This is a genomic window from Cupriavidus sp. KK10 (genome assembly GCF_018223725.1).
Classification (GTDB): Bacteria; Pseudomonadota; Gammaproteobacteria; order Burkholderiales; family Burkholderiaceae; genus Cupriavidus; species Cupriavidus necator.
Map to the genome: position 1 here is coordinate 3,168,580 of NZ_CP073677.1, position 26,222 is coordinate 3,194,801.

Sequence of the window (26,222 nt, forward strand, 5' to 3'; positions counted from 1 at the left end):
GGCTCTCCTGGCGAACGGATGACCCCGGGATCAGGCTTGCGCTGTCGTGGCCTTGGCGCCGAAAACTTGCCTGAGCCCCCAGAACAGCGGCGCCTTCGCCGTGCCCGGCGCGCGGCCGAAGCTCTCGGTGATGCGGTCGAGGACAATTGCCAGCAGCACGACCGACAGGCCGCTTTCAAAGCCCAGGCCGATGTCCAGACGCTGGATGCTCGCCAGCACCTCGTTGCCCAGGCCGCCCGCGCCAACCATCGAGGCGATGATCACCATCGACAGCGCCATCATGATCGTCTGGTTGACGCCCTGCATGATCGACGGCAGCGCGTTCGGAAACTGCACCTTGTACAGAAGCTGCCACGGCGTGCAACCGAACGCCTGGCCGGCCTCGACGATCTCCATGTTCACCTGGCGGATGCCAAGGCTCGTCAGGCGCACCGCGGGCGGCATCGCAAAGATCACCGTCGACAGGATGCCCGGCACGCGCCCGAGACCGAACAGCATCGCGGCAGGAATCAGGTAGACGAACGCCGGCATGGTCTGCATCAGGTCCAGAATCGGACGCACGACGGCCGCGACCACCCTGCTCTTCGCCGCCCAGATGCCGAGCGGAATCCCGAGCAGCAGGCTGATGATGGTCGACGACAGCGTGAGGCCCAGCGTGATGACGGTCTGGTCCCAGAACCCTGTCGCGAAGATCACGAACAGCGACGCGGCCGTGAACAGCGCGAAGCGCCAGCCGACGCGCCAGAGGCCGATGCCGATGAAGATCGCCATCATCAGCCACATTGGCACCGCCTGCAGGCCGTGCTCGATCAGTGCGGCAAGCCCCTCGATCGCGCGCCCGATCGCGTCGAACGTCGCCGCGTCGTGATCGAGCAGGTAATGGACAGACTGGTCGACCCAGCGGCCGAGCGGAAGCATTTCAGACATGGTTACCTCGCGAGTGGTGCGTGATGGCCTTCAGGATGACGGCACGGTCGACCGAGCCGCAGTAGCAGCCGTCGTGGTCGACGACCGGCAGCGCGTTCGGGCTCGCAACGACGCGCTCGACGACGTGTTCAAGCGACGCATCGCGCCGGATGCTTTCGACGGGCCGCACGTCCGGTGCAGCGTCGCGCATGACGCAGCCACGGACCTTGCGCTGGGCATCGAGCACAAAGGCATAGCTGGCGTGGCCGTTCAGCGTCCTGGCGATGCTCGCCGCATCGGGCTTTGACACGATCGGCACGGCGTCGGTCTGCATCAGGTCGCCGGCGGTCAGGTAGCGGCTGGTGTCGATGCCGTCGAAGAACGTGCGGACGTAGTCGTCGGCCGGCCTCGCGATGATTTCCTGCGGCGTGCCGACCTGCACCAGGCGGCCGCCTTCCATGATCGCAATCCGGCTGCCGATGCGCAGCGCTTCTTCCAGGTCGTGCGACACGAACATGATCGTGCGCCGATGCTCCTTCTGCAGCTGCAGCAGCACGTTCTGCATTTCTTTGCGCTTGAGCGGATCGAGCGCGGAGAACGCCTCGTCCATGATCATCAGCGACGGGTTGACGGCAAGCGCGCGCGCCAGGCCGACACGTTGCTGCATGCCGCCCGACAACTCGCGGGGAAGCTTCTGCGCAAACGTCGCCAGGCCGACCTGCTCAAGCACATCCATGGCACGGCGCTCGCGCTCCTTCCTGCTCACGCCAGCCACCTCCAGGCCGAACGCGGCGTTCGAAAGCACGGTGCGCTGCGGCATCAGCGCGAACGACTGGAACACCATGCTCATGTCCGTGCGGCGCAGCGCGATCAGTTCCGAGCAGCTTACGGCCGCCACGTCGCGGCCACCGATCAGCACCTTGCCGGCGGTCGGTTCGACGAGCCGGTTCACCAGACGGATCAACGTCGACTTGCCGGAGCCTGACAGGCCCATCAGCACGAAAATTTCGCCTTCCTGCACCTCGAACGACACGTTGTGCACGCCGACGACCTGGCCGGTGCGCCTGAACACTTCGTCTTTCGTCGAACCGGATGCGAGCATATCGAGCGCCTGCTTCGGATTGCTTCCGAATACCTTGCACAGACCTTCGACCACGACCTTTGGACTATCCATCGAAATCTTCTCCTGATCCTGCGGGGACTCACACATCACATAGCAATGCCTTGCTGCGTTTCCCTCTCGTCCGGGGAGCGTTGCCGGCGTATTGCTACCTTTCTCCTGGAATGCCCTCGGCAAACCTGATCCGTCGCATCACAAGCGCAATTGCGCGATACCTACATAGTTGCCAGAAAATGCCCCCGCCTGCCGACGAATTCCGACAAGCGCTTGCAGAAATGCGACAACGGCAAACAACGGAAACTGATCTCTGGCACCGCATGTTCACAAACGACGCGGAATGGTTCTGAAGCGCCCCATGTCCCCTTCCGGTTCGTGACAACAGCATCCCGCACCGCAAGCTCCGGCATGACGGGCCGATACCATGCACGCGGCGCTTCGGTTCTATCCGGGCCGCCATTCCTCCTGCTCTACTTCGCGCATGGTATGCGTGCGCACGCTGCGCGCCGCGCCATTCAACCCAACAGAGGAATCGCATGGACGCGCTGTCTCGTTCACAACAATTCATCCTGACGCTGTCGTGCCCGAGCGCACCCGGCCAGGTCGCCGCCGTGGTCGGCCTGCTCGAGCGTCACCGCTGCTACATCGATGAACTGACCGTCTTCGACGACGACCTGAGCAACCGCTTCTTCCTGCGCTGCGTCTTCCATCCGACGCGCGAACAAGCGCTGCGCGTCGACGTGTTGCGCCAGGAATTCACGCCGATAGCTGAGGGTTTCGGCATGCAATGGGCGATCAACGACGCGTACGCGCGCCCTAAGGTGCTGATCATGGTGTCGAAGCTCGAGCATTGCCTCGCGGACCTGCTGTTCCGCTGGCGCATGGGCGAGTTGAAGATGGACATCGTCGGGATCGCTTCCAACCATCCCGACCTGGAGCCGCTCGCGCGGCAGCATGACCTGCCGTTCCGGCACTTTCCCATCACGCCCGAAACCAAGGCGCAGCAGGAAGCGCAATGGCTTGACCTGTTCGAGTCAAGCGGCGCGGAGCTGGTCATCCTTGCGCGCTACATGCAGGTGCTGTCGCCACAGACAAGCGCCAGGCTGGCCAATTGCGCGATCAACATCCACCACTCGTTCCTGCCCGGCTTCAAGGGCGCGAAGCCGTATCACCAGGCACATGCACGCGGCGTCAAGCTGATTGGCGCGACCGCGCATTTCGTCACCGACGATCTCGACGAAGGCCCGATCATCGAGCAGGTCGTCGAGCGTGTCGATCATTCGTACCGGCCGGACCAGCTGCTTGCCGTCGGGCGCGACGTTGAGTGCATCACGCTGGCCCGCGCCGTCAACGCGTTCATCGAACGACGGGTGCTCCTGAACGGGGACCGGACAGTCGTCTTTCAGTAAGCTCAATGCACACCGGCCACGATCGCGATGCAATCGTGGCCGGCGCATACCGTCTCCCTGGGTCGCGTGCCGAATTAATGCGCGCCCTCCACCCATGCATTCACGCGTTCCGCATTCGCGGCGATCCACGCATCGGCGGCCGCATCGGGCTTGGTGCCGCTCTGGATCGCCAGCATCACGCTATCGATCTCGCCCGGCTTCCACTGGAACTTCTTCAGGAATACGACAACCGGCTTGGCCTTCGTCTCCAGGCCCGGGTTCACGATGTTGTCGACATGCTCGGCATCGCCGAACACCTTCTTCGGATCCTCCAGGAAACGCAGCTTCCACTTCGCGAACATCCAGTGCGGCGCCCAGCCCGTGACGATCACCGGCTTGTTCGCGTTCATCGAGCGCGCCAGCTCGGCCGTCATCGCGCTGCCCGAGCTCGGCATCAGCGAATAACTGAGCCCATAACTCTTGATCGCCTCGGAAGCCTTGCGCATCACGCCGGCACCGGCATCGATGCCAACGATGCGGCCTTCGAACGCCGTCTTCTGCGCGTTCAGGTCATCGATGCTCTTCGCGCTCACCGACGCGGGAACGATCAGGCCGATCCTTGCCTCAGTGAAGTTCGGTCCGAGATTGACAACCTTGGCCTTGAACTGATCCCAGTACGCGCCCTGCGTCACCGGCAGCCAGGCGGACAGCGTCGCATCGAGATCGCCGCGCGCGACGCCCTGCCACATCACGCCCGCCGCGACCGGCACCAGCTGCACCGGGTACCCCAGTTTCTTCTCGATGATCCGTGCGGCGACATTCGTCGTCGCGACGCTGTCGTCCCAACCCTCGACGTAGCCTATCTTCAAGGTCGGCTTGGCATCCCCCAGCGCCAGCGCGCTCCATGTCATCATCACCGACGCTGCGCCGGCCCAAAACACCTTTGCAAAGAGCTTCATGGCATACCTCCAGTGGTCGGGGCGGTAGCGCCCCGTTTAGTTAGAATCGTCGTCACCCTGGCCAGGCATTGCGACGGACATCGTGCTGCGCCACCCGCCTGGCAGGCGTCCCGTCTTATTTATCGATCACGAGATCCGACAGCGGCTTGCTGCAGCACAGCAGCACCATGCCCTGGTCAATCTCGCGCTGGCGGATGCCGCCGTTGTGCTTCATCTCGACCTGCCCGGCAACCAGCCTGACCTTGCAGGTCCCGCACATCCCCTGCGTGCACGACGCCGGCAGCCGCACGCCTGACTGGCGCGCCGCGTCGAGCACATGCTGCCCCGCGCCGCAGAGGATCTCGCGTTGGCTCCTGGCGAAGCTGACATTGAACTGCGCCGACCCCGCCTCGTCGTTTGCCGCCTCGGCGGCATCGGCGACCGGCTCGCTGGCCTCTGCGGTCAGTGTCTCGAACGAGAAGCTCTCCTCGTGGTAGCGGCTGCGCTCGAAGCCCGCCTCGTCGAGCAGGCCGCGCACCGCCTTCATGTACGGCGCTGGCCCGCACGTGAAGATCTCGCGCTCCATGAAGTCCGGCGCGATCAGCTTGAGCAACGGCAGCGACAGGAAGCCGGTCACGCCCGGCCAGCTGGTGCGCGCGCCAACCCGCTCGCAGACAAAGGACGTGCGGAAGTTCGCATGGCTTGCCGCGATCAGATCGAGCTCGCGCGCGAAGATGATGTCGTCCGGCGTGCGCGCGCTGTGCACGAACACGATGTCCCGATCCTCGGCGAGATCGTGGTGCGCCCGGCTCATCGACATCAGTGGCGTGATGCCGGAGCCCGCGGACAGGAACAGGTACTTGCGCGCCGGATGGCGCGCACACGTGAACTCGCCGGCCGGGCCGAGCACGCGGATCGACGCCCCCGGCTTCAGGTGGTCATGCAGCCAGTTCGACACCTTGCCGCCCGGCACGCGCTTGACCGTGATCGAGATGGTGTGCGGCCGCGCCGGCGACGACGAGATCGTGTAGCAGCGATTGATCGTCTCGCCCTCGATATCCAGCTCGAGCGTGATGAACTGCCCCGGCTCGAACACAAACGCCCTTCCCTCCGGCGAGCGGAAGAAGAAACTCTTCACGTCGTGGGTTTCCTGCCGCACGTGGCAGCACACGAGCGTCTCCTCGACCTCGCTCGTCCAGCGCTCGGGGAGCGCGCTCCAGAACGCCGGGCGGGTCACCCGGCTGTCCGCTGGCTCGGTAAAGACCGCATCGCGCATCATGTCTGCCTCCGTGTTGCGCCTACGCGCCGATCTGCTCGGCCAGCCGGCCGATATACCAGGCCGAGAACTTCTCGACCAGGCCTTCGGTGAACGGCGAGTACGGGCCGGGCTCGTACGCGCTGCTGCCCGCGCCACACTGCGAGTACTCAACCAGCGCGCGATCCTGGTCGTTGGTCGCGTTCCACACCGCGGTCAGGTTCTTCACGTCGTAATCGACGCCCTCCTGCGCATCCTTGTGGACCAGCCACTTGGTGCGAACCAGCGTTTCGCCGGCCGACAGCGGGATCACCGAGAACGTGACGATGTGGTCGCTCATGAAGTGATGCCATGAGTTCGGCTGCGTCCAGAACGAGAGCCCGCCCAGGTCGGCTTGCTCGAACTTGCCTAGCAACTTCTTCGACGCTACCCTGGCGTCGAGCGTCTGCGATTCGCCGCTGCGGTCGAGCGGCAGGCGCTGGGTGCGGAAGCCGGTGGTGTCGAGCAGTTGCTCGATCTCCGCCGATGGCAGGCTCATCGCTTCCCATTCAGCGGCACGCTCGATGCAGGTGCGCTCGAACGCTTCCATGCCCTCGGCGTTGGCGGGCGAGCGCTGATAGCCGAAGCCGTACTCGTACAATGAAATGGTCAGCTCCGGATGGTTCGCCACGCAGTGATAGCACTCGCGGTTGTTCTCCATCGTGAGCTTCCAGTTGCCTTTCTCAAGCACATCGATCTGCGCGGCGACCTTGGTGTCCGCCAGGTTGTGCGGCAGCAGGTATGGCTCCATCGCGGCCCGCATCGCCGCGAAGTCGGCTGGCGGCTCGTCCGCGAGGCAGACGAAGATCAGGCCGGCAAGGTTCTCGACGTGAACGGACTTCAGGCTGTGCTTGCAGCGGTCGAACTTCTCGCCCATGTGCTCGGCGAACATCAGGTCGCCGTTCAGGTTGTAGGTCCAGCTGTGATACGGGCAGACGATGTTGCCGACCGTGCCCTTGTCCGCGTTGCACAGCCGCGCGCCGCGATGGCGGCAGACGTTGTGGAACGCGCGGACCTGCATGTCATCGTCGCGCACGATCAGGATCGAGTCGTGGCCGAGCTCGACCGTCACATAATCGCCCGGCTCTGGCAGGTCAGGCTCGACCGCCACCTGGATCCAGTGCTTGCGGAAAATCGCCTCCATGTCCAGCGCGAAAATCTCCTCGCTCAGGTAGAAAGGCGCCTCGAGGCTGTATCCCGCCTTGCGCCGCTCCACTAGCGCGCGAATGTCTGCCGATACTTTCATTGTTTGCTCCGGATTTCCTGCATTCCTGGTTGCTTGCCGACAGACCGGCAACGTGTCAGTAGTCGATGAGTTGATGCTCGCGCAAGTAGGCGAGGATCACTTGTGCTTTTTCGACCGAAGTCCCACCATTTACGACGTTCCCGCCGCGGCTCTCGGTCGTCGTCGCCGACAGCATCCGGGCATGCCCGGAGCGCTTCTCGGCGGCGGCCAGCCGGACCGGCTTGCGCTCGACGGTGCCGAGCGTCCATGCGGCGGCGGCGCCATCTTCACATCGCGCCGCCGGCACCGGCCGGATCGTGCCCGCGCGCAGCCGCGCATACGCATAGCGCGGCTGCGCGTTCGCGAGCGGATGTACGGCAACCACCGCGGGCAGCGTGGCATCGACGCGCCGGCGCAGGCCCTTGGGCAGGAACTGCCGCACGGCGACGCGACCACCGGCGATGTCGACGTCGACGGCCGATCCGACCAGCGGCCGGCCGAGCGCCGCGGCAACGCGGTAGGGCAACATCCCTGTGTCGTACGCGCCCTCGGCGCGGGTGCCGGTCAGCACGAGGTCATAGTCCTTCACGTGGGCGGCAAGCGCGCGCGCGGCGTCTTCGCCACCCGCGCAAGCAAGCACCTGGACTTCGCTCGCGCCGAGCGCCAGGTAGTCATTGAGCGCGCGATCGGCGGCATCGCCCGCGTGAATCACGGCGAGCTGCGCCCTATATTTCTCCGCGAGGCCGCGGCCGAGCTCGAGCGCGGCGGCGTCGTTGCGGCTGTAGCGCGGCGCGCCGCTGACCGGATGGCGGCCGACGGACACCAGCACCGCGATACGTTGCACTTGTGTGGGGGCGTTCATGCTGCGGCTCCTGCGGCTTCGCGGGGGCGGGCTGCGGCCGGCTGCTGTCCCCGTGCGGGACGCGCGGCCTGGACCTGCTCGAACAGTGCGGCGATCGTCGCCTGCGCGTCGCCGACGATGGTCAGGTTCGCGCGTTTGGCGATCGGCGCGCTGCCGTCCAGATTGACTGCGATCACGTGACGGCAGTCCTTGATGCCTTGCAGGTGCTGCACCGCGCCGGAGATGCCGAACGCAATGTAGACGCTGGCCTCGACCGTCTTGCCGGTCGCGCCGACCTGCTTGTCTCGCGTGAAATGCCCGTTGTCGACCGCGACGCGGCTGGCGGCGATCGCGGCGCCGAACGCGCCCGCGAGCCGCTCGAACGCGCCGATGTCGGTCACGCCGTTGCCGGCCGCCACGATAAAGTCCGCCTCCTCCAGCGCGACCTGGGCGGCATCGAGTTCGTCGACACCGAGGTCGCGATACAGTTGCATCCCTCCCCTGGCGTGCAGGAACTCGCCGGACAGGCGCTCGCCCGCGCCGGTGAACGGCAGCTTCGTGTCAACCGCCCCCGGCGCGAGCAAGATGACCTCGGGCAGCGCACGGGTCGCGAACGCACGCCTGGCGTGCGCATACACGCCGACATGCCGCGCGTCGATCTCGACCACTTCCGTCGCGACGCTGGCGCCCGCCGCAGCCGCGTATCGCCGGCCGAGATCACCGTCGCCGTTCGCGTTGTCGGGCAGGAAGACATGCCGGGGCGACAGCGCCGTCGCGCACGCCTGCAGTGCCCGCAGCTCGCTGTCTGGCGCGAACGTGCGCCGGTCGAACTCTGGCAGCGCGATAAGCTTGTCGACGCCGAGCTCCGCCGCGTCGTCCTTCAGTTCCCCGAACACCATCAGCACCACTTCTGTCTGCGCATCGGCGAGCAGCGCGGCCGCCGCGACTGCCTGGCGCGCATGCTCGTCCAGCGCGCCGCGTTCGCTTTGCGCGGCGACGAGCAGCACATGGCGCGGCTCCTTCACCATCCGCCGTGGCTTCGCCCCCTCGGCTGCGTGGCCGTGCGCGGGCCAGTGCGCGGCGCTTGCGTCCGCGCTGCCGGACTCGCCCAGCGTGATCCGCCTGAGGCCCGCCGCCGTGATGATGAACGGCCGGCGCGGGTCGATTCGTTTAGTCGTGTTCATCGATTCACTCCAGCGAGGCGGCGACGAGTTCAGCCACGTCGAGCACGTCAGGGCGCGGGCCGACGACGCCTTCCAGCATCGCCGTGCAGTTCGGGCATCCGACCGCGACCACGTCCGCGCCCACCGCGCGCGCGTCGGCGATGCGGATGTCGGGAATGCGCTGCTTGCCAGGAATATCCGTCAACGGTGCGCCACCCCCGCCACCGCAGCAGCGCCCGCGCATGCCGTTGCGTTCCATCTCGACCACCTGGATGCCGATTGTCTTCAGCAGCTTGCGCGGGGCTTCGGTTTCACCGTTGTAGCGGCCGAGATAGCAGGGATCGTGATAGGTCATGCGCTTGTCGCGCAGTACCTCGACTGCTTTCGGCGCGATCAGCCCGCTCGACGCGAGCTCAGCCATATAGGTGGTGTGATGCTTGACCTCGACACGCAGACCCAGCGCACGGTATTCGTTACGCAGGCTGTGCATCACGTGCGGATCGGCCGTCACGATCTGGCGGAACGACAGCGTGCCGAGCGTGCCGATCAGGTGCTTGGCCAGCTGCTGGAAGGTCGCCTCGTCGCCAAGACGGCGCGCGACATCGCCGGTGTCGGTTTCCACCTCGCCGAGCACCGCATAGTCGATGCCCGCCTGGTTCAGCACCTTGACGAAGGCGCGCAGCGTGCGCTGGTAGCGCATGTCGAACGCGCCTTCGCCGGCGACGATCAGCACGTCGACCGTCTTGCCCGGCTGCGCCACCGGGGCATTCAGGTCGACCGACCAGTCATAGCGCGCAGCGGTATCGTAGCCGCCCATCGTGCCGGTTTCGCGCAGGTTCGCGAGCACTTCGGCGCCCTTGCCCGGCACGGTGCCATGCTCAAGGGTCTGGTTGCGGCGCATGTCGACGATGGCATCGACGTGCTCGATCAGCATCGGGCACTCCTGCACGCAAGCGCGGCAGGTGGTGCACGACCACAATGTCTGCGCCTCGATCAGGCCGGATACGAGCGGGCCGTTCGGCTCGCCGCGATGCCGGCCGACGGGAATGCCGGGGGTCGGGCTGCCTGCGTACGCGGCATCGGTTCCGCCCGCCATCCCGACGACGAGATCCTGGATCAGCTTCTTCGGGTTCAGCGGCTGGCCCGAAGCGAACGCCGGACATGCGGCCTCGCACTTGCCGCACTGCACGCACGCGTCGAAGCTCAGCAGCTGGTTCCAGCGGAACTCGACCGGCTTCGCGACGCCATACTCCCGCTGCTCGATGTCGGGCAGCTTGAGCGCGGTCGGCGGCGTGGCGGTGCCGTTTCCGGTGTACGACTCGGGCGACGCCGCGAAGCGCTCCTGGCGCGGATGGAATGCAAGATGCAGCAGGCCCGCGATCGCATGCTTCATCGGCCCGCCTTGCGCTGCGCCGACCGTCATGGCCAGTGCACCGACGGCGATCAGCACCGCGCAGAACACGGCGAACGCGCCCGACATCAGACCGGCCGGTACCAGTGAGAACAGGGCCAGGCCAAGCGCGAAGGATCCGAGCAACCATGGCAGCGTATTCCACGGCCCCTTCGACAGGCGCGCGGGCACGTCCTTCGACCGGCGCCGGCGCCACACGAACACCGCACCGACCAGCATCACCAGCGCCGCGGCAAAGGTCAGCTTGTCGAGCCAGGGCGAGTAGATGGCGAGACCGTAGTTGACGAACACCAGCGCAAGCGCGCCGATCGCGCCGCCGGCCGTCGCGACGTGCGTCTTGGCGATATACGGGTCGCGCGCAACGACGTGGTGCAGGTCGACGAAATAGCGCTTTGGGATCGCGAACAGGTTTGCAATGCCGAGCGTGCCGGGCGCGCTCGCCCGCCCGAGCCGCCAGTACGACGCGCGCTTCAACACCGCGAAGGCGAGCCCCGCCACCGACAGCCAGAGCAGGACGGTAATCAGGTTGGACGGGTTCATCGTCAGAAATCCTTCACGAGCCGCAGCGCGTCGTAGATCGCGCCGTGGATGTTGTGCATCGAGATGCAGTCGCCAACCCGGAACAACAGGAAGCGGCCGTTGCCGAGCGTCTCCGACAGGCACGGCTGCGGCTCCGCCGCGAACAGCTTGTGCACGTCGACCTGGCCGCGGTTGACCGATTCCGGCTTCAGCTTCCAGTACAGCGCGTCGTTCGGCGTCGAACCGTTCTCGATCACGACCTGGTCGACCGCGCGCTCCTCGAGTTCTTCCGTGTACTCATTGCGCAGCACCGCGATCTTCTTGCCGTCCTCCTCGTAGACACGATCGAGCCAGTAGTTCGGGGTGTGGATCACGCCCTGCGCGTACAGGCGGCGATAGAAGATCGGGAACGTCGTGCCGCCGCAGTCGTCGGCAACCTTCACGTCCGGGGTGACGATCTCCACCTTGGCGCCGCGACTGGCCAGGTAGTCGGCCACGCCCGCGCCTGCGTGCGTGCTCACGCCGTCGTACACCAGCACGTTCTGCTTCGCTTCGACGCGCCCGGACAGCACATCCCACGAGCTGACCGCCAGCCCCTCGGCGACGCCCCACGCGGGCACCTGGTCGGAGAATGCGCGGCCGCCGGTCGCCAGCACGATGACGTCCGGCTTCTCCGCCATGATCATCTTCGCGTCGGCTTCGACGCCCAGGCGCCGGTCGACGCCGAGGCGCTTGGTCTCCATGTCGAACCAGCGCACGATGCCCGCCATCTGCTCGCGCTGGGGCGCCTTCGACGCCAGCATGATCTGCCCGCCCACTTCGGTATTCTTCTCGAACAGCACGACGTCATGTCCGCGCGAACGCGCGACGCGCGCCGCCTCCAGCCCCGCCGGGCCCGCGCCGACCACGACGACCTTGCGCTTCGGGCCGCGCGACTTCTCGATCAGGTGAGGCATGGTCGCCTCGCGCGAGGTCGCGGCGTTCTGCACGCACAACACGTCCAGGCCGTTGTACTGGCGGTCGATGCAGTAGTTCGCGCCGACGCATTGCTTGATCTCGTCCTCGCGCCCGTCGCGGATCTTGATGACCATATGCGGATCGGCCATCTGCGCGCGCGTCATGCCGACCAGGTCGACCATGCCGCTGGCGAGCAGGCGCTCGGCCTGGCCCGCGTCGCGGATGCTCTGTGCGTGCATCACCGGCACCCTGACCACCGCCTTGATGCCCGCGGCGAGATGCACGAACGGCTCGGGCGGCAGCGCCATCGGCGGCATGCAGTTGGCGAGCGTGTTGTGCGTGTCCGCGCCAGAGCCGATCACGCCTAGATAGTCGATCAGCCCCGATTCGGACATTGCCTGGGCGATCTCCTTGAGCTGCTCGTGATCGAGACCATCTTCATGGAACTCATCGCCGCACATGCGCAGGCCGACGCAGAAATCCTTGCCGACCGCCTCGCGCACCGCCTGCAGCACCTCGACGCCAAAGCGCAGGCGGTTCTGCAGGCTGCCGCCCCATTCGTCGGTACGGAAGTTGGTGCGGGGGCTCCAGAACTGGTCGATCAGGTGCTGGTGCGCGGCCGAGATTTCGATGCCGTCCATCCCCGCGTCCTTCACGCGCCTCGCGGCGGCGGCGAAGTCGGCGATGATCCGGCGGATCTCCTCGACCTCGATGATCTTGGCGTTGCCGCGGTGCACCGGCTCGCGCACGCCGGAAGGCGTCATCAGGTGTGGCCAGTGCTCGCCGTGGAACGCCGAGCGGCGTCCCATATGCGTCGCCTGGATCATGATCTTGGCGCCGTGGCGGTGCATCGTCTCCGCGAGACGCGACAGCGGATCGATGATCTGGTCGGTCGCCAGGTTCACCGACTTCCACCAGCCCTGGGGACTGTCGATGGAGACCGGGCTCGAGCCACCGCAGATCGCCAGGCCGACGCCGCCCTTCGCCTTCTCTTCGTAATAGCGAATGTAACGGTCGCCCGGCAGGCCGCCCGGCTCCGCATACACCTCGGCGTGCGCGGTGCTGACGATCCGGTTGCGCAGCGTCAGCTGGTTGAGCTGCAAAGGTTTGAACAAGTGGGGATAACGCATCGCGGACGACCTCTGGCGTTTGTATGGTTCGTAGTGCGGACGGGTTCGGTCAGTGGAAGTTGCTTAGTGGGCGACTGGCGACACTTCGAACACGCAATGATCGTGACCCTCGGCCGCGCACTGCACCTCCTTCGACTGCGCGCGCGGTGCGCCCTTGCCTGCTGGCGTCGTGTCATTGACCCAGTCCATCGCGCCAGCGAACCAGCCGGCGAACATGTAGCAAAGCTTGCCCTCCTTTTCCGGCTGGGCAAGTACGAACGACGAGTGCCGCAGCGCAATGCGCGCGCGCGCCGTCGCCGGATCGGCCTCCAGGATCGAGAACAGTCCCCAGCCGCGCTGCGACAGCCGCTTCAGGTAGTGCTCGAACACCGCCATCCCGCTGATCGCGTGCAGCTTCGCTTCCTTGTCGCACCAGTGATACGCGGACTTGTAGCCGGCCTTGTAGAGGATCTCCGCATAGGTATCGCGGCCCAGCGCCTCTTCGACGGCGACGTGGTTGTTGGTGAAGAAGTGGCGCGGCACATACAGCATGGGCAGCGCATCGGTGGTCCAGACACCGGTATCGGGATCGACGTTGATCGGCAGTTGCGGTTGCATCGTGGTGGCTCCGTGAGGAAGAATGGCCGTTCGCGTCATCGCGCAGGCGCGGCATCGCCCGCGTGCCCGCGCGTTTCGCGCAGGCACGTCCCGTGTTCTGTAATTGCGTGAAAGAGCTGGCGGCTTATGTGTGGATTACGGGCCCCAGACGTCCTTGAAGACGCGCACCCAGTTCTCACCCATGATCTTGCGGATGCGCGACGCCTTCCAGCCCGCGCGCTCCATCGCCGCGGTCAGGTTCGGGAACTCGCCGATGGTCCGGATGCCTTCCGGATTGATCACCTTGCCGAAGTTGGTCAGGCGGCGATAGCGGCCCTTGTCGTGCGTCAGCATGTCGAAGAACTCGGTGCTATAGCCCTGCGTGAAGTCCGTGCCGATACCGACCGCGTCCTCGCCGACCAGGTTCACGACGTAGTCGATCGCTTCGATGTAGTCGTCGACCGTCGCCTCGATGCCGCGCTTGAGGAACGGCGCGAACATCGTCACGCCGACGAAGCCGCCCGCATCGGCAATCTCCCGCAGCTGCGCATCGCTCTTGTTGCGCGGATGCTCCTTAAGACCGGACGGCAGGCAGTGTGAATAGCAGACCGGCTTCTTCGAGAACGCGATCGCTTCGGACGACGTGTTGCCACCCACGTGCGACAGATCGACCATGATCCCGACGCGGTTCATCTCGGTGATGACTTCGCGGCCGAAGTCGGACAGCCCGCCGTCGCGCTCGTAGCAGCCGGTGCCGACCAGGTTCTGCGTGTTGTAGCAGAGCTGCACCACGCGCACGCCCATGTCGGCGAACGCTTCGATATAGCCAAGGTTGTCCTCGAACGCGTGCGCGTTCTGGAAGCCGAGGATCACGCCGGTCTTGCCTTCCCGCTTCGCGCGCAGGATGTCGTCGGTGGTCCGCACCAGCGTCAGCAGTTCGGCGTTGTCGCGGATCTGCTTCTTCATCAGTGCGATGTTGTCGACCGTCTTGGTGAAGTTCTCCCACACCGACACCGTACAGTTCGCTGCGGTGATGCCGCCCTTGTGCATGTCTTCGAACACCGAACGCTCGAACTTGGAGATGTTCAGGCCGTCGATGATGATGCTGTCCTGATGCAGCGCGCTCATTGGTTGCTCCAGTCTTTTCGGTACGCGGTTCAGTAGATCGGGAAGCGTTCGCAAAGCGCGAAGATCTCGCGGCGCACGCGCTGTTCGGCAGCCTGGTCGCCTTCCGGGTTGGCGCGCAGCGCCTCGAACACGTCGAGGATCAGGCGGCCGATCTCGCGGAACTCCGTGACGCCGAAGCCGCGCGTTGTCGCGGCCGGGGCGCCGAGCCGGATGCCCGACGTGATGGTTGGCTTCTCGGTATCGAACGGGATACCGTTCTTGTTGCAGGTGATGCCGGCACGCTCGAGCGCCTGCTCGACCTGCGTGCCCTTCAGCCCCTTCGGCCGCAGGTCCACCAGCAGCAGATGGTTGTCGGTGCCGCCCGTGACCAGGTCGACGCCGCCCGCCTTCAGCACTTCGCCGAGCGCCGCTGCGTTGGCAAGCACGTTGTCGATGTAGGTCTTGAATTCCGGCTGCAGCGCCTCGCCGAAGGCGACCGCCTTGCCCGCGATCACATGCATCAACGGGCCGCCTTGCAGGCCCGGGAACACGGCCGAGTTGATCTTCTTCGCAATCTCTTCGTCGTTGGTCAGCACGAAGCCGCCGCGCGGGCCGCGCAGGGTCTTGTGCGTCGTCGACGTGACCACATGCGCGTGCTCGACCGGGTTCGGATGACGGCCTGCGGCAATCACGCCGGCGATGTGCGCCATGTCGACCATCAGCTTCGCGCCGACGCTATCGGCAATCGCGCGGAAGCGGGCGAAATCCAGCTTGCGCGGATAGGCGGAAAAGCCGGCGATGATCAGGCTCGGCTTGTGCTCATGCGCAAGCGCTTCGACCTGGTCGTAGTCGATCAGCATCGTGTCGCGGTTCACGCCGTACTGCACGGCATTGAACCACTTTCCCGACAGTGCGGGCTTCGCTCCATGGGTCAGGTGACCACCTGCGTCGAGCGACATGCCGAGCACGGTGTCGCCCGGCTTCGTTAGCGCGAGCATGACCGAGCCGTTAGCCTGCGCGCCGGAGTGCGGCTGGACGTTGGCAAAGCCGGCGTTGAAGAGCTGCTTCACGCGCTCGATCGCGAGCGACTCAACCTGGTCCGCGAACTCGCAGCCGCCGTAGTAGCGCTTGCCCGGGTATCCTTCCGCGTACTTGTTGGTCAGCACCGAGCCCTGCGCTTCGAGCACGGCGCGCGACACGATGTTTTCCGAAGCGATCAGCTCGACTTGCGACTGCTGCCGCTCGAGTTCTTTCAGGAGTGCGCTCCGCACCAGCGCGTCGCGCTCGGCCAAGGGCTGCGAGAAGAATGACTGGGTGTTCGACATAGAGCTTCCGTGGGGGATTGAGATGGCTGCCTGACAGGCGGGACAGGCCCTGGTTGCCGGGTCTTCCTGCCTCGTCGGCGCAGCGTTGCCGACGGGTCTATTCTTGTCGTTCGGGTATTGGGTCGATTGATGAATTCAGACGCGTTCTTTTCCTTTTCCGCCATTCGCGTCCGATTTGCACAAGTCGGCCATGGGACGCACACGGGCAAGCGCAAAAAGGCGGATTCCTATCCCGTCACTCCTGCATGCTGCATTGCACTACGGTAGTGCCGCGCGCGGCAGCGCGAGTGCGGCGTGTCACGCATCCGGTGCAACACCGCTCGTCCCAAACGAGCCCTGCCCCCCAAACGTAGGGTTTCGCCGTATGGCACGTTTGTTGCGCACGCTTTATCACTAAAGCCATAGACGGTAGCCAGGCTTCAGACCTGAACGCCATCAGAATTCAAGGAACGCCCCCATGTCGCCCGACCGAACCGCGTCGCTGTCCCACTTCGCCTTCATGCCGTTGCCCAACTTCACGATGATTGCGTTTACCAGCGCGATCGAGGTGCTGCGGATGGCGAACTACCTCAGTGGCCAGGAGCTGTACCGCTGGTCCATCATCAGCCCGGAAGGCGGCCCGGTTACGGCGAGCAACGGATTGGCAATCGACACCACCCGCGCCGACAGCATCGGGCGGCCGGACATCGTGTTCGTCTGCGGCGGCGTCGACGTGCAGCGCTCGACCACGGCGGACTACCTGTCGGCGCTGCGCCGCGCGGCGCGCGAGGGCATCGTGCTGGGCAGCCTGTGTACCGGCACCTACGCCCTAGCCAAGTCCGGGCTGCTCGCCGGCTACGCCTGCGCCATCCACTGGGAGAACATGTCGGCGCTGAAGGAAGAGTTTCCCGACACACGCTTCCTCAAGGAACTGTTCGTGATCGACCGCGACCGTATCACCTGCACGGGCGGCGTCGCGCCGCTCGACATGATGCTGAACCTGATCACCATCCGCGTCGGCAGCGCACGCGTCACGCAGATCGCCGAGCAGTTCATCGTCGAACATGTGCGCGACACGAGCGCGCAGCAAAAGATGCCGCTGGTGGCGCGCCTCGGCTCGGCGAACAAGTCGCTGTTCGAGGTGATCTCGCTGATGGAAAACAATATCGAGGAGCCGCTGTCGCGCGAAGAGCTCGCGCGTCTGGCGAGCATGTCGCAGCGGCAGCTGCAGCGCCTGTTCCGCGACCATCTCGGGATGACGCCGACGCATTACTACCTGACGCTGCGTCTGCGCCGCGCGCGCGAGCTACTGCTGCAGACCGACATGTCCATCATGCACATCACGATGGCGTGCGGATTCCAGTCCGCGTGCCATTTCAGCAAGAGCTACCGCGACGCGTTCGGCGTCGCGCCAACGCGCGAACGCAGGCAGCAGATCGCACCGCTCGCAACGTCGCCAGGGCCTGTCAGGTCGGCGCAGTATTCTCCGGTGATGCATGCGTGACTCACGCGGCGCGCGTGGCGATGTTCGACCCGCACGCCGCATCAATGAAGACGGGCGGCCCTTTATCGGCCGCCCGCTCCAGGTCACGAACGACTGATCACGCCGCTGCCAGCATCCCGTGCGGATCGATGACGAATTTCCGCGGCGCACCGCCATCAAACTGCTTGTAGCCTTCCGGCGCCTGCTCAAGCGAGATCACGGACACGTTGACGATCTCCGCGATCGGCAGACGACCGTGCAGGATCGCCTGCATCAGGTTGCGGTTGTACTTGAGCACTGGTGTCTGCCCGGTATGGAATGAGTGTGACTTCGCCCAGCCAAGGCCGAAGCGGATGCTCAGGCTGCCGTGCTGCGCCGCTGCATCCTTGGCGCCCGGATCGTCGGTTACGTAGAGCCCCGGAATCCCGATCGCCCCGGCGGGCCGCGTAATTTCCATCAGTGAATTCAGCACCGTCGCCGGCGCCTCCTCCGCATGGCCGGACGCGCCATGGCCGTGCGCCTCGAAACCGACGCAATCGACCGCGCAATCGATCTCCGGCGTGCCAAGGATCTCGGCGATCTGCTCGCCAAGTGTCGCGTCCTTGGACAGATCGACCACTTCGAAGCCCATTGCCTTCGCGTGGGCGAGGCGCGCCGGGTTCATGTCGCCGACGATGGTGCAGGCCGCGCCGAGCAGGCGCGCCGAAGCCGCCGCGGCCATGCCGACGGGACCCGCGCCGGCGATGTAGACGGTCGAGCCGGGCTTCACGCCCGCAGTCACGGCACCGTGATAGCCGGTCGGCAAGATGTCCGACAGGCAGGTGAGATCGCGGATCTTCGCCATCGCCTGGTCGCGGTCGGGGAACTTCAGCAGGTTGAAGTCGGCATACGGCACCATCACGTACTCCGCCTGGCCGCCGATCCATCCGCCCATGTCGACATACCCGTACGCCCCACCCGCACGCGCCGGGTTGACGCTCAGGCATACGCCGGTGTGCTGCTCCTTGCACATCGCACAGCGCCCGCACGCAACATTGAACGGCACCGACACCAGATCGCCGATCCTCAGCGTCTCGACGTCGCGGCCGACCTCGATCACCTCGCCGGTGATCTCGTGACCGAGCACAAGACCGGCCGGCGCGGTCGTGCGCCCGCGCACCATGTGCTGGTCCGACCCGCAGATGTTCGTGCTCACGACCTTGAGGATCACGCCGTGGCCGATCGCACGGCCGCTTGGATCGACCATTTTCGGATAGTCGATCTTCTGCACCTCGACCTTGCCCGGCTCAAGATATACGACACCTCGGTTGCTGCTCATCGCTTTGTCTCCATCAATCGTTGAAGCGTGCCGCGGCGCGCCAATCGGCGCGCGGCATGCGCGGCCGCGCCTTCGAGAGTAGTCCGGGACACCGGGGCGCCTGTGTGCAAAATCCGACGCGCGCTTGAACGTCGCCGACATCGGAGCCTGTGCCAGCTATACCGCGCTCGCCGCGCGCATCCTGAGCGGAGCCGCACCGCTCGGCCCCGATGACGGTTTCACACAAGCTGGCGACGGTTTTTCCCCAGATCGGCGGTCGATTACCGCGTCTACTTAAGATTCCGGGCCTTCAGGCAACCTGATTCGAGGCCCTTACTTTTTCCAAGGACGCCATGTCAATCCCATCCCCCATTTCCGCCCGCGCGAACGCCGCCGCGCGGCTCGAACGTCTGCCGTTTTCCGGCTACCACAAGCTGATCTTCATCATCATCGCCGTTGCGTTCTTCTTCGACTCGGTCGACCTTGCCACGATGACCTTCGTACTGGGTTCGATCAAGCAGGAGTTCGGGTTGTCCACCACGACGACCGGTCTGGTCGCCAGCGCCAGCTTCTTCGGGATGGTGCTCGGTGCGGCGCTCGCCGGCCTGCTCGCGGACCGCTTCGGGCGCCGGCCCGTGTTCCAGTGGAGCATCGTGCTGTGGGGCGTAGCGTCGTATCTGTGCTCGACGGCGCAAAGTGTCGAGGCGCTGATCGCCTGGCGCGTCCTGCTGGGGATCGGCATGGGCATGGAGTTCCCGGTCGCACAGACGCTGTTGTCAGAATTCGTGCCCACCGCGAACCGCGGGCGCCTGATCGCACTGATGGATGGCTTCTGGCCGCTGGGCTTCATCACGGCAGGCGTCGTTTCCTACTTCGTGCTGCCGCAGTTCGGCTGGCGCACCGTGTTCGCGCTGCTCGCGATCCCGGCTGTGTTCGTACTGATCGTGCGCCGCCTCGTGCCCGAATCGCCGCGCTGGCTCGAACATGCGGGCCGGCACGCCGAGGCCGACGCAGTGATGCGCGACATCGAAGCCAGGGTGATGCGCTCCGCCGGCGTCGCGACGCTGCCTCGGCCATCACAGCAACTGATGGCCGCGCCGGTGCGCGGGCGCGGCGCGTTGCGCGAGATCTGGAGCGGCGCATACCGCCACCGCACGACCATGGTGTGGCTGCTCTGGTTCTTTGCGCTGCTCGGCTTCTACGGCCTGACGTCCTGGCTCGGTGCGCTGCTTCAGCAGGCCGGTTTCGCGGTCACGCAATCGGTGTACTACACGGTGCTGATCTCGCTCGGCGGCATACCGGGCTTCCTGTGCGCCGCGTGGCTGGTCGAGCGCTGGGGCCGCAAGCCCACCTGCATCGCGTCGCTGCTCGGCGGCGGCACGATGGCCTACCTGTACGGGCAGAGTGCGATGCACGGCGGCAGTGTCACGCTGCTGGTCGGCACCGGCCTGGCGATGCAGTTCTTCCTGTTCGGCATGTGGGCGGTGCTGTACACGTACACGCCGGAACAGTATGGCACCGGCGCGCGCGCGACGGGATCCGGCTTCGCGTCGGCAATTGGTCGGATCGGCTCGCTGATCGGGCCCTATGTGGTTGGCGTGGTGTTGCCGGTGTTCGGCCAGGGCGGCGTGTTCACGCTCGGCGCGATCTCGTTCGCGGTAGCAGCACTCGCGGTGTGGGTGCTTGGCATCGAGACCCGTGGCGTCGCGCTGGAAGCGCTGGCGTCGGACGACGCGTCCGCTGAAACTGCCGGCTATCCCGCTGTAGCGGACAAGACTTCCTGACCTGCAGGCCCGGTTCTGCCGCGAGTCGCGACAGCGACCCGCGGCAGAACCGCAATGGATTGGACTCAGAACTTGTGACGAATCGCGGCACGGACCTGGAACTGCTTCGCCGTCGAGGAGGCGTTCGCCGCCCCGGGCAAGTCAGCCAGGTCCAGTGCGGTGCCGGTCTTGTCGCCGGCGACGCGCTGGTAGGCGGCCTGAAGATAGACGTCCGTGCGCTTCGAGAAGTTGTAATCCGCCATCAGGCCGAAGGAATGAACCTTCGGCTTCGCGTCACCGGAGGACGCGCGGAAGTTCTCCAGCGTGAGCGTATACATTGCACCGGCATAGAAGGCGGGCGTGAACTGGTACTTGAAATTCACTTCCAGGTTCTGGAACCGGAGCGAGTCCAGGGTACCGCTGGCCGGCAAGATCGACCCGGAGATGTACGAGGTGGACAGCGGCGCGGTCAGATTCGAATTGGAGTAGGCAAAGCCGGCCGTCGCCGCGCCGAACGTGTAGTTGATGCCGGCACCGAATATGCGCAAACGCTTGGCAAGGAAGTTCTGGTCGCCGCCGTTATTGATGGCGCCCCCTGACGTGGCCGACGGGTTGTCCGCCTGCAGATAGGCCGCCGCCAGCAACAAGCCTCCGTTCGCGTACTGCATCCCCGCGCCGTACTGGCGGTTGTTGGCAAAGCTGGTGTCGTTGCTGAAGCTGTAGGTGCCGCCGAACTGGAACCCGCCGAGGGAGGGGCTCGTGTACTTGACGGTATTGTTGACGCGGAACGAGTAGATCATGTTGTCGTTATCGTAGGGGTGGCCGAACATGGTTCCCCCCCAATTTCCGGCAACAGTCGTCGGCGCGAGATAGTCGATCACCGAATCATATTGGCGCCCGAGCGTGACGCTCCCCAGTTGATTGTCAGAAAGCCCGACGTAGGCTTGCCGACCGAACAGCAATCCGCCCTGTGCCGCCTTGCCAGTGCTCGCATTGAAGCCGTTCTCGAGCTGGAACAACGCCTTGAGGCCGCCGCCCAGGTCTTCCGTCCCCTTCAGGCCCCAACGGCTGCCTTGCGCAAAGCCGCTTGCCACCTCGGTCAGGCTGTGTCCGCCGACGTTATTCGTGTAGTTAATGCCTTCGTCGATCACACCGTACAGCGTGACGCCGCTTTGGGCAAAGGCAGACGCGGAAAACATCAGCGCCATGACCGGACCCGCAGTCGCTCCCTTTTTCATTGGATTTTCTCCTCGTATAAACATGACTCGCGCTGCCGCCACGCCGATCGGTGCGGCATGCGCGGCAGTATCTACGAGAGTAGTCCGGGAGGCCGGCAGACCTATGTCCAATACCGACACGCGTTTGCACGGCGCCGACACGGCCCGGGCAACGCTCAGGCCGCCTTCCCGCTGCGCCTGAGGTAATCGGCGCGTGTCCATTCCAGCGCGACGCCGACGCGTTGCGTGCCAGGCCGGATCTTCGGCTTGTGCACGGCAAGCGTCAAGGTGTCGAGCGCGGGCCATTCGCGAAACGACAGCTCGGCGATCTCCGCCACCAGGGTCTCGAGCAGGCGCGTATGCGGCTTGTGCGCAAGAAACGCGGCGAGGCGCGCGCAATAGCCGTCGTAGTCGATCCACTCGCCGTCCTCCCTCGGCTCGTGGCGATAACCCAGACGCGCGTCGATCACGATCGGCTGCGGTGCTTCATGCTCGTGCGGATGGATGCCGATCCGCACCGGCACCGCCAACGCATCGATAAACACACTCCAGCCCCGGCCCGGCAGCAGTGGCCCATCGAGCCCGGCGAGTGGTGCGGTGAACGCGTTGTCGACCGGCTTCATGATGTCAACGGCGCCGCGGCGTCGAGCATGATGCGGCAGAAATAATCGGCGAAGCTGCGGCGCAGGGCGACCTCGAAGCGGTCGACGCCGGTCGGCACCAGCACGATCGACGCCTTGAAGTAGTGGCTCTGCGCGCACTGGCCCGGCTTGAACACGCGCGGATGTAGGTCGAGCGGGCAGCCGCGCGCCAGTACGTCGCGTACGCGCCCGCCGCTGATCTCGACGACCGTGTAGCCGCTGCCGACGTCGACCGCCGCCGCGTATGCGCCGGCGATCGCCTGGGCGAGCTTAGGCTCGAGCACGCCCGCCGGCACCGGTTCGTTCGAGCGCACCAGCCACTCGTCGGGGCCGAGCCACAGCACGTCATACCCTGCGCCGCGCGTGACCGTGTTCGGTGCGGACGGCGGACAGCAGCCGACCACGCCCTCGAACGCGTTGGCGAACGCAGGGTCGGAGAGATCACCGCGCACGTTGACGAGATCAAGAAAGGCGCGCTCGCGCATCACGAAGTGTTTCGACGCACGCGCCTGGTGCGCGTTCAGCAGCTCGGCCGCGCCGACGAACGGCGACTCGAGCCGCACGCCGCGCTTGCGCGCGTCAGACGCCGGCAGGTCTGCCGCCGGCGTAGCAATATTCGTTTCATTCCACATTCTGGCGCACCCCTTCCGTATCGTAGAAAACCGGGCTCGAGATCTTCGCGTTCACGCGCCGGCCGTCGGCCAGCGGAATCGCCACGCTCTCGCCCATCTTGCCCAGGCCGCCCTTCACCACGGCCAGCGCGATCGAGCGCTTCAGGATCGGGCTGTAATAGCTCGACGTCACGTGGCCGAGCATCGGCGTCGGGTCGGTCGTCGACACCTGCGTGTCCGGCGCGATGATCTGCGCGCCCTCCGGCAGCACGAACTGCGCGTCGTCGGTCAGCAGGCCGACGAACTGCTTGCGGCCTTCCTTGGCGGTATCCGAACGCGTCAGCGAGCGCTTGCCGAGGAAGTCCTTCGACTTCGCCACGACTCCGCCCATGCCGAGGTCGTACGGCGTGATCGAACCGTCCGTGTCCTGGCCGACGATGATGTAGCCCTTCTCCGCGCGCAGCACGTGCATGGTTTCCGTGCCGTACGGGGTGATGTCGAACTCGGCCCCCGCGGCCATCAGCGCCTCCCACACCGCGCGGCCGGCGTTCGCGGGCACGTTCACTTCGTACGCCAGCTCGCCCGAGAAGCTGATCCGCATCACGCGCGCCTTCGCGCCGGCGACGGTGCCGTTCCGATAGCTCATGAACGGGAAGGCCTCGTTGCCGAAGTCGATGTCATCGCAGACCTTGCGCAGTACCTTGCGGCTCTTCGGGCCGACCACCGCGAAGGTTGCCCAGTGATCGGTCACCGACCCAAGCCGCACCTTCATGTCCGGCCACTCGGTCTGCAGCCAGCGCTCGAGCCAGGTCAGCACGCGTGCGGCGCCGCCGGTCGTGGTCGTCATCATGAAATGCTGCTCGCCGAGCCGCACCGTGACGCCGTCGTCGAACACCATGCCGTTCTCGTCGAGCATCAGGCCATAGCGGCACTTGCCGACTTCGAGCTTGCTCCACGGGTTGGTGTACATCCAGTTCAGCAGCGTCACCGCGTCCGGGCCCTGGATGTCGATCTTGCCGAGCGTCGATGCATCGAGGATGCCGACGCTGTTGCGCACCGCGAGGCATTCGCGCTTCACCGCCGCATGCAGGTCCTCGCCCTTCTTCGGGAAGTACCACGGCCGCTTCCAGTTGCCGACGTCCTCGAACAGCGCGCCGTGCTCGACGTGCCATTCATGGATGCAGGTTTTGCGCACCGGGTCGAGGAAGTCGCCGAGCTCGCGCCCCGCCAACGTGCCGAAAGTGACCGGCGTGTAGTTGGGGCGGAACGTCGTCGTGCCGGTGTCGGGAATCGACTTGCCGAGCACCTGCGCCAGGATCCCCATGCCGTTGATGTTGCCGAGCTTGCCCTGGTCGGTGCCGAAACCCATCGCGGTGTATCGCTTCACGTGTTCGACCGATTCGAAGCCCTCGCGCGCGGCGAGCAGGATGTCTGACGCGGCCACGTCGTTCTGGAAGTCGACGAACTGCTTCGGCCCGCGCGCGGCGGCCTCCTGGCTGCCGACGAGCCACAGCGGCAGCAGTGCGCCTTCGGCGACGGATGCGACCTTGGGCGCCGCGGGGCGCTTTGTGTGACTGAAGCCGGCGGCCGTGGCCGCGGCGGCACCCGCTTCGATCGCGAGCGGCAGCGCCTGCGCCAGGCTGAACTCGCCCGCCGCCGCGCCAACGCTCACTTCGGCCTGCATCGACTTGCCCGGCACGAAGCACACCTTCTCATCGTTCCACCGGGCCTTGCCGCCCGATTGCGCGAACAGGTGAAGGACCGGGCTGAGGCCGCCCGACATCGCGACCAGATCGCACGGGATCGTCGACACCTTGCGCCCGGTCTTGCCGTTTGCATAAGCCGCCACGTCGACTGACGAGACGTGCCGCTTGCCGGATGCGGCGGTCACCACCGCGCCATTCAGCACGGTCAGGCCCTGCCGCTTCGCGGCGGCCGGCAGCGCGCCATTGGTCGATGCACGCGCATCGATGACCGTCACCTTGGCGCCGCACGCCTTCAGGTCGAGCGCCGCCTGGTAGCCGCGATCGTTGTTGGTGAACACGACCGCCTCGCGTCCCGGCAGTACGCCGTAGCGATGGATGTAGGTCGATACCGCCGACGCGATCATCACGCCCGGCAGGTCGTTGTTGCCGAACACCAGCGAACGCTCGTGCGCGCCGGTTGCGAGAATCACCCGTCCTGCACGGACCTTCCACAGCAGCTCGCGCGTACCCTGGCGCTTCGACGCCGGCAGGTGGTCGGTGAGACGCTGCGTCACGGTCACGAGGTTGTGATCCTGATAGCCGAAGGCGGTGCTGCGCGACAGGACCGTCACGTCCGGCAGCTTGCGCAGTTCGGCCGCGATCTGCTCGACCCACTGCAGCGCAGGCTTGCCATTGATCTCGGTCCGCCCGGAAAGCAGGCTGCCGCCAAGCTCGCACTGATCGTCGACCAGGATCACGCGCGCGCCGGACACTGCCGCCGCATGCGCTGCCGCAAGGCCCGTCGGGCCGCCGCCAACCACCAGCACGTCGCAATGCGCGTAGCACTTGTCGTAGCGATCGGCGTCGCGCATGTCGGGCGCCTTGCCGAGACCGGCCGCGTGGCGGATCTTCTCTTCGTATTTCGGCCACATCTTGCGCGGCCACATGAAGGTCTTGTAGTAGAAGCCCGCGGGCATGAAGCGCGCAAACTTCTGGTTGACCGCCATGCGATCGCGTTCGAGATCGGGCTCCGCATTCACGCTGGTCGCGACGAGTCCGTGATACAACTCGACTTCCGTCGCGCGCGCGTTCGGCACCGTATACGCGCCGCGTTCGAGCTGCACCACGGCATTCGGCTCAGCGACGTCCGCCGTCACGATGCCACGGGGGCGGTGATACTTGAAGCTGCGCGCGACAAAGCGCACGCCGTTGGCGAGCAGCGCCGACGCGAGCGTGTCACCCTGGAACCCCTGATACGTGCGTCCGTTGAACGTGAAGGTCAGCGGAACCGCGCGATTGATGCGGCCACCGGTGCCGAGACGGTCTTTCTGGCTCATTTCTTGCCCCCTGCTTGCGGTGCGTTGGCGCCGGGCTGGCCGAAGGTCTCGTAGCCCTTGATGTCATAGGTGACCGTATCGCGCTCCGCCTTGAACCACCGGCGGCAGCCCTGGGCGTGGATCCATTGCTCGCGATGCGTGCCCCGGGTATTGGTGCGCATGAACAGGTAGTCTCCCCATTCGCGGTCAGACAGCTTCTCGGTCTCGAGCGGGCGCACGATGTCGGCCTCGCCACCGCACGAGAATTCGGATTCGGCGCGCGGGCCGCACCATGGACATTCGATCAGCAACATTTCTTTCTCCTGGTGGCGT

At 65.8% G+C, this 26,222-nt stretch carries 20 protein-coding genes and 1 pseudogene; 3 read left to right on the forward strand and 18 right to left on the reverse strand.

All coding sequences use genetic code 11. The features are described from left to right. Positions 1–30: 30 nt before the first annotated feature. Both choW and KB879_RS14985 read right to left on the reverse strand, forming a co-directional pair. A complete protein-coding gene (gene choW, locus KB879_RS14980) occupies positions 31–927 on the reverse strand; it encodes a choline ABC transporter permease subunit (protein WP_211981933.1) in 897 nt (298 codons plus the stop codon). Next, a pseudogene (locus KB879_RS14985) lies at positions 920–2,080 on the reverse strand (glycine betaine/L-proline ABC transporter ATP-binding protein); the annotation flags it as partial. The pseudogene KB879_RS14985 and the gene choW, both read right to left, overlap by 8 nt. A 479-nt stretch (positions 2,081–2,559) precedes the next feature. Between KB879_RS14985 and purU the strand changes: the two are divergent. Further along, complete coding sequence (gene purU, locus KB879_RS14990; RefSeq protein WP_211981935.1) at positions 2,560–3,432, forward strand: formyltetrahydrofolate deformylase; 873 nt, start codon at positions 2,560–2,562, stop codon at positions 3,430–3,432. 74 nt (positions 3,433–3,506) lie between these two features. Here the strand turns inward: purU and KB879_RS14995 are convergent, their stop codons facing one another. The 10 genes from KB879_RS14995 to KB879_RS15040 all read right to left on the reverse strand — a co-directional run bounded on the left by KB879_RS14995 (position 3,507) and on the right by KB879_RS15040 (position 15,897). Further along, on the reverse strand, positions 3,507–4,370 hold the full coding sequence (locus KB879_RS14995) for a glycine betaine ABC transporter substrate-binding protein (protein ID WP_211981937.1): 864 nt from the start codon (positions 4,368–4,370) through the stop codon (positions 3,507–3,509). A gap of 115 nt (positions 4,371–4,485) precedes the next feature. Further along, the gene (locus KB879_RS15000) at positions 4,486–5,628 is read right to left on the reverse strand and encodes a hybrid-cluster NAD(P)-dependent oxidoreductase (RefSeq protein WP_211981939.1); all 1,143 of its coding nucleotides are present in this window, start codon (positions 5,626–5,628) and stop codon (positions 4,486–4,488) included. A gap of 19 nt (positions 5,629–5,647) precedes the next feature. Beyond that, the gene (locus KB879_RS15005; RefSeq protein WP_211981941.1) at positions 5,648–6,889 is read right to left on the reverse strand and encodes an SRPBCC family protein; all 1,242 of its coding nucleotides are present in this window, start codon (positions 6,887–6,889) and stop codon (positions 5,648–5,650) included. 55 nt (positions 6,890–6,944) lie between these two features. Continuing rightward, positions 6,945–7,730, reverse strand: a complete 786-nt coding sequence (locus KB879_RS15010) for an electron transfer flavoprotein subunit beta/FixA family protein (RefSeq protein ID WP_211981942.1) — start codon at positions 7,728–7,730, stop codon at positions 6,945–6,947. Beyond that, on the reverse strand, positions 7,727–8,893 hold the full coding sequence (locus tag KB879_RS15015; protein WP_211981943.1) for an electron transfer flavoprotein subunit alpha/FixB family protein: 1,167 nt from the start codon (positions 8,891–8,893) through the stop codon (positions 7,727–7,729). The genes KB879_RS15010 and KB879_RS15015 overlap by 4 nt, the downstream gene beginning before the upstream one ends. Positions 8,894–8,897: 4 nt before the next feature. Then, entirely contained in the window at positions 8,898–10,823 is a 1,926-nt protein-coding gene (locus KB879_RS15020; RefSeq protein ID WP_211982207.1) for a (Fe-S)-binding protein, read from the reverse strand. Between the two features lie 2 nt (positions 10,824–10,825). Continuing rightward, on the reverse strand, positions 10,826–12,889 hold the full coding sequence (locus KB879_RS15025; RefSeq protein ID WP_211981944.1) for an NADH:flavin oxidoreductase: 2,064 nt from the start codon (positions 12,887–12,889) through the stop codon (positions 10,826–10,828). 63 nt (positions 12,890–12,952) lie between these two features. Beyond that, complete coding sequence (locus tag KB879_RS15030) at positions 12,953–13,486, reverse strand: DUF5943 domain-containing protein (RefSeq protein WP_211981945.1); 534 nt, start codon at positions 13,484–13,486, stop codon at positions 12,953–12,955. A gap of 135 nt (positions 13,487–13,621) precedes the next feature. Continuing rightward, positions 13,622–14,593: a dipeptidase gene (locus KB879_RS15035; RefSeq protein ID WP_211981946.1), complete on the reverse strand. Its 972-nt coding sequence runs from the start codon at positions 14,591–14,593 to the stop codon at positions 13,622–13,624. 29 nt (positions 14,594–14,622) lie between these two features. Then, positions 14,623–15,897, reverse strand: coding sequence for a serine hydroxymethyltransferase (locus KB879_RS15040; RefSeq protein ID WP_211981947.1), 1,275 nt, complete (start codon positions 15,895–15,897; stop codon positions 14,623–14,625). 457 nt (positions 15,898–16,354) lie between these two features. On the opposite strand from KB879_RS15040, the gene KB879_RS15045 reads away from it, so the two are divergent. After that, entirely contained in the window at positions 16,355–17,380 is a 1,026-nt protein-coding gene (locus KB879_RS15045) for a GlxA family transcriptional regulator (protein WP_211981949.1), read from the forward strand. 97 nt (positions 17,381–17,477) lie between these two features. On the opposite strand, the gene fdhA is transcribed toward KB879_RS15045, so the two are convergent. Continuing rightward, complete coding sequence (fdhA, locus tag KB879_RS15050; protein ID WP_211982209.1) at positions 17,478–18,677, reverse strand: formaldehyde dehydrogenase, glutathione-independent; 1,200 nt, start codon at positions 18,675–18,677, stop codon at positions 17,478–17,480. Positions 18,678–19,009: 332 nt separating this feature from the next. Between fdhA and KB879_RS15055 the strand changes: the two genes are divergently transcribed. Next, a complete protein-coding gene (locus KB879_RS15055) occupies positions 19,010–20,440 on the forward strand; it encodes an MFS transporter (protein ID WP_211981951.1) in 1,431 nt (476 codons plus the stop codon). A 65-nt stretch (positions 20,441–20,505) separates the two neighbouring features. Here KB879_RS15055 and KB879_RS15060 read toward each other — a convergent pair whose 3' ends face one another. The 5 genes from KB879_RS15060 to KB879_RS15080 all read right to left on the reverse strand — a co-directional run bounded on the left by KB879_RS15060 (position 20,506) and on the right by KB879_RS15080 (position 26,203). Next, positions 20,506–21,657: a porin gene (locus KB879_RS15060; protein ID WP_211981953.1), complete on the reverse strand. Its 1,152-nt coding sequence runs from the start codon at positions 21,655–21,657 to the stop codon at positions 20,506–20,508. Between the two features lie 155 nt (positions 21,658–21,812). Next, entirely contained in the window at positions 21,813–22,259 is a 447-nt protein-coding gene (locus KB879_RS15065; RefSeq protein WP_211981955.1) for a dihydroneopterin aldolase, read from the reverse strand. Further along, positions 22,256–22,909, reverse strand: a complete 654-nt coding sequence (locus tag KB879_RS15070; RefSeq protein ID WP_211981957.1) for a sarcosine oxidase subunit gamma — start codon at positions 22,907–22,909, stop codon at positions 22,256–22,258. Before KB879_RS15070 ends, KB879_RS15065 begins: the two co-directional genes overlap by 4 nt. Continuing rightward, positions 22,899–25,910, reverse strand: coding sequence for a sarcosine oxidase subunit alpha family protein (locus tag KB879_RS15075; protein ID WP_211981959.1), 3,012 nt, complete (start codon positions 25,908–25,910; stop codon positions 22,899–22,901). The genes KB879_RS15070 and KB879_RS15075 overlap by 11 nt, the downstream gene beginning before the upstream one ends. After that, complete coding sequence (locus KB879_RS15080; protein ID WP_211981961.1) at positions 25,907–26,203, reverse strand: sarcosine oxidase subunit delta; 297 nt, start codon at positions 26,201–26,203, stop codon at positions 25,907–25,909. The genes KB879_RS15075 and KB879_RS15080 overlap by 4 nt, the downstream gene beginning before the upstream one ends. Positions 26,204–26,222: the final 19 nt, after the last annotated feature.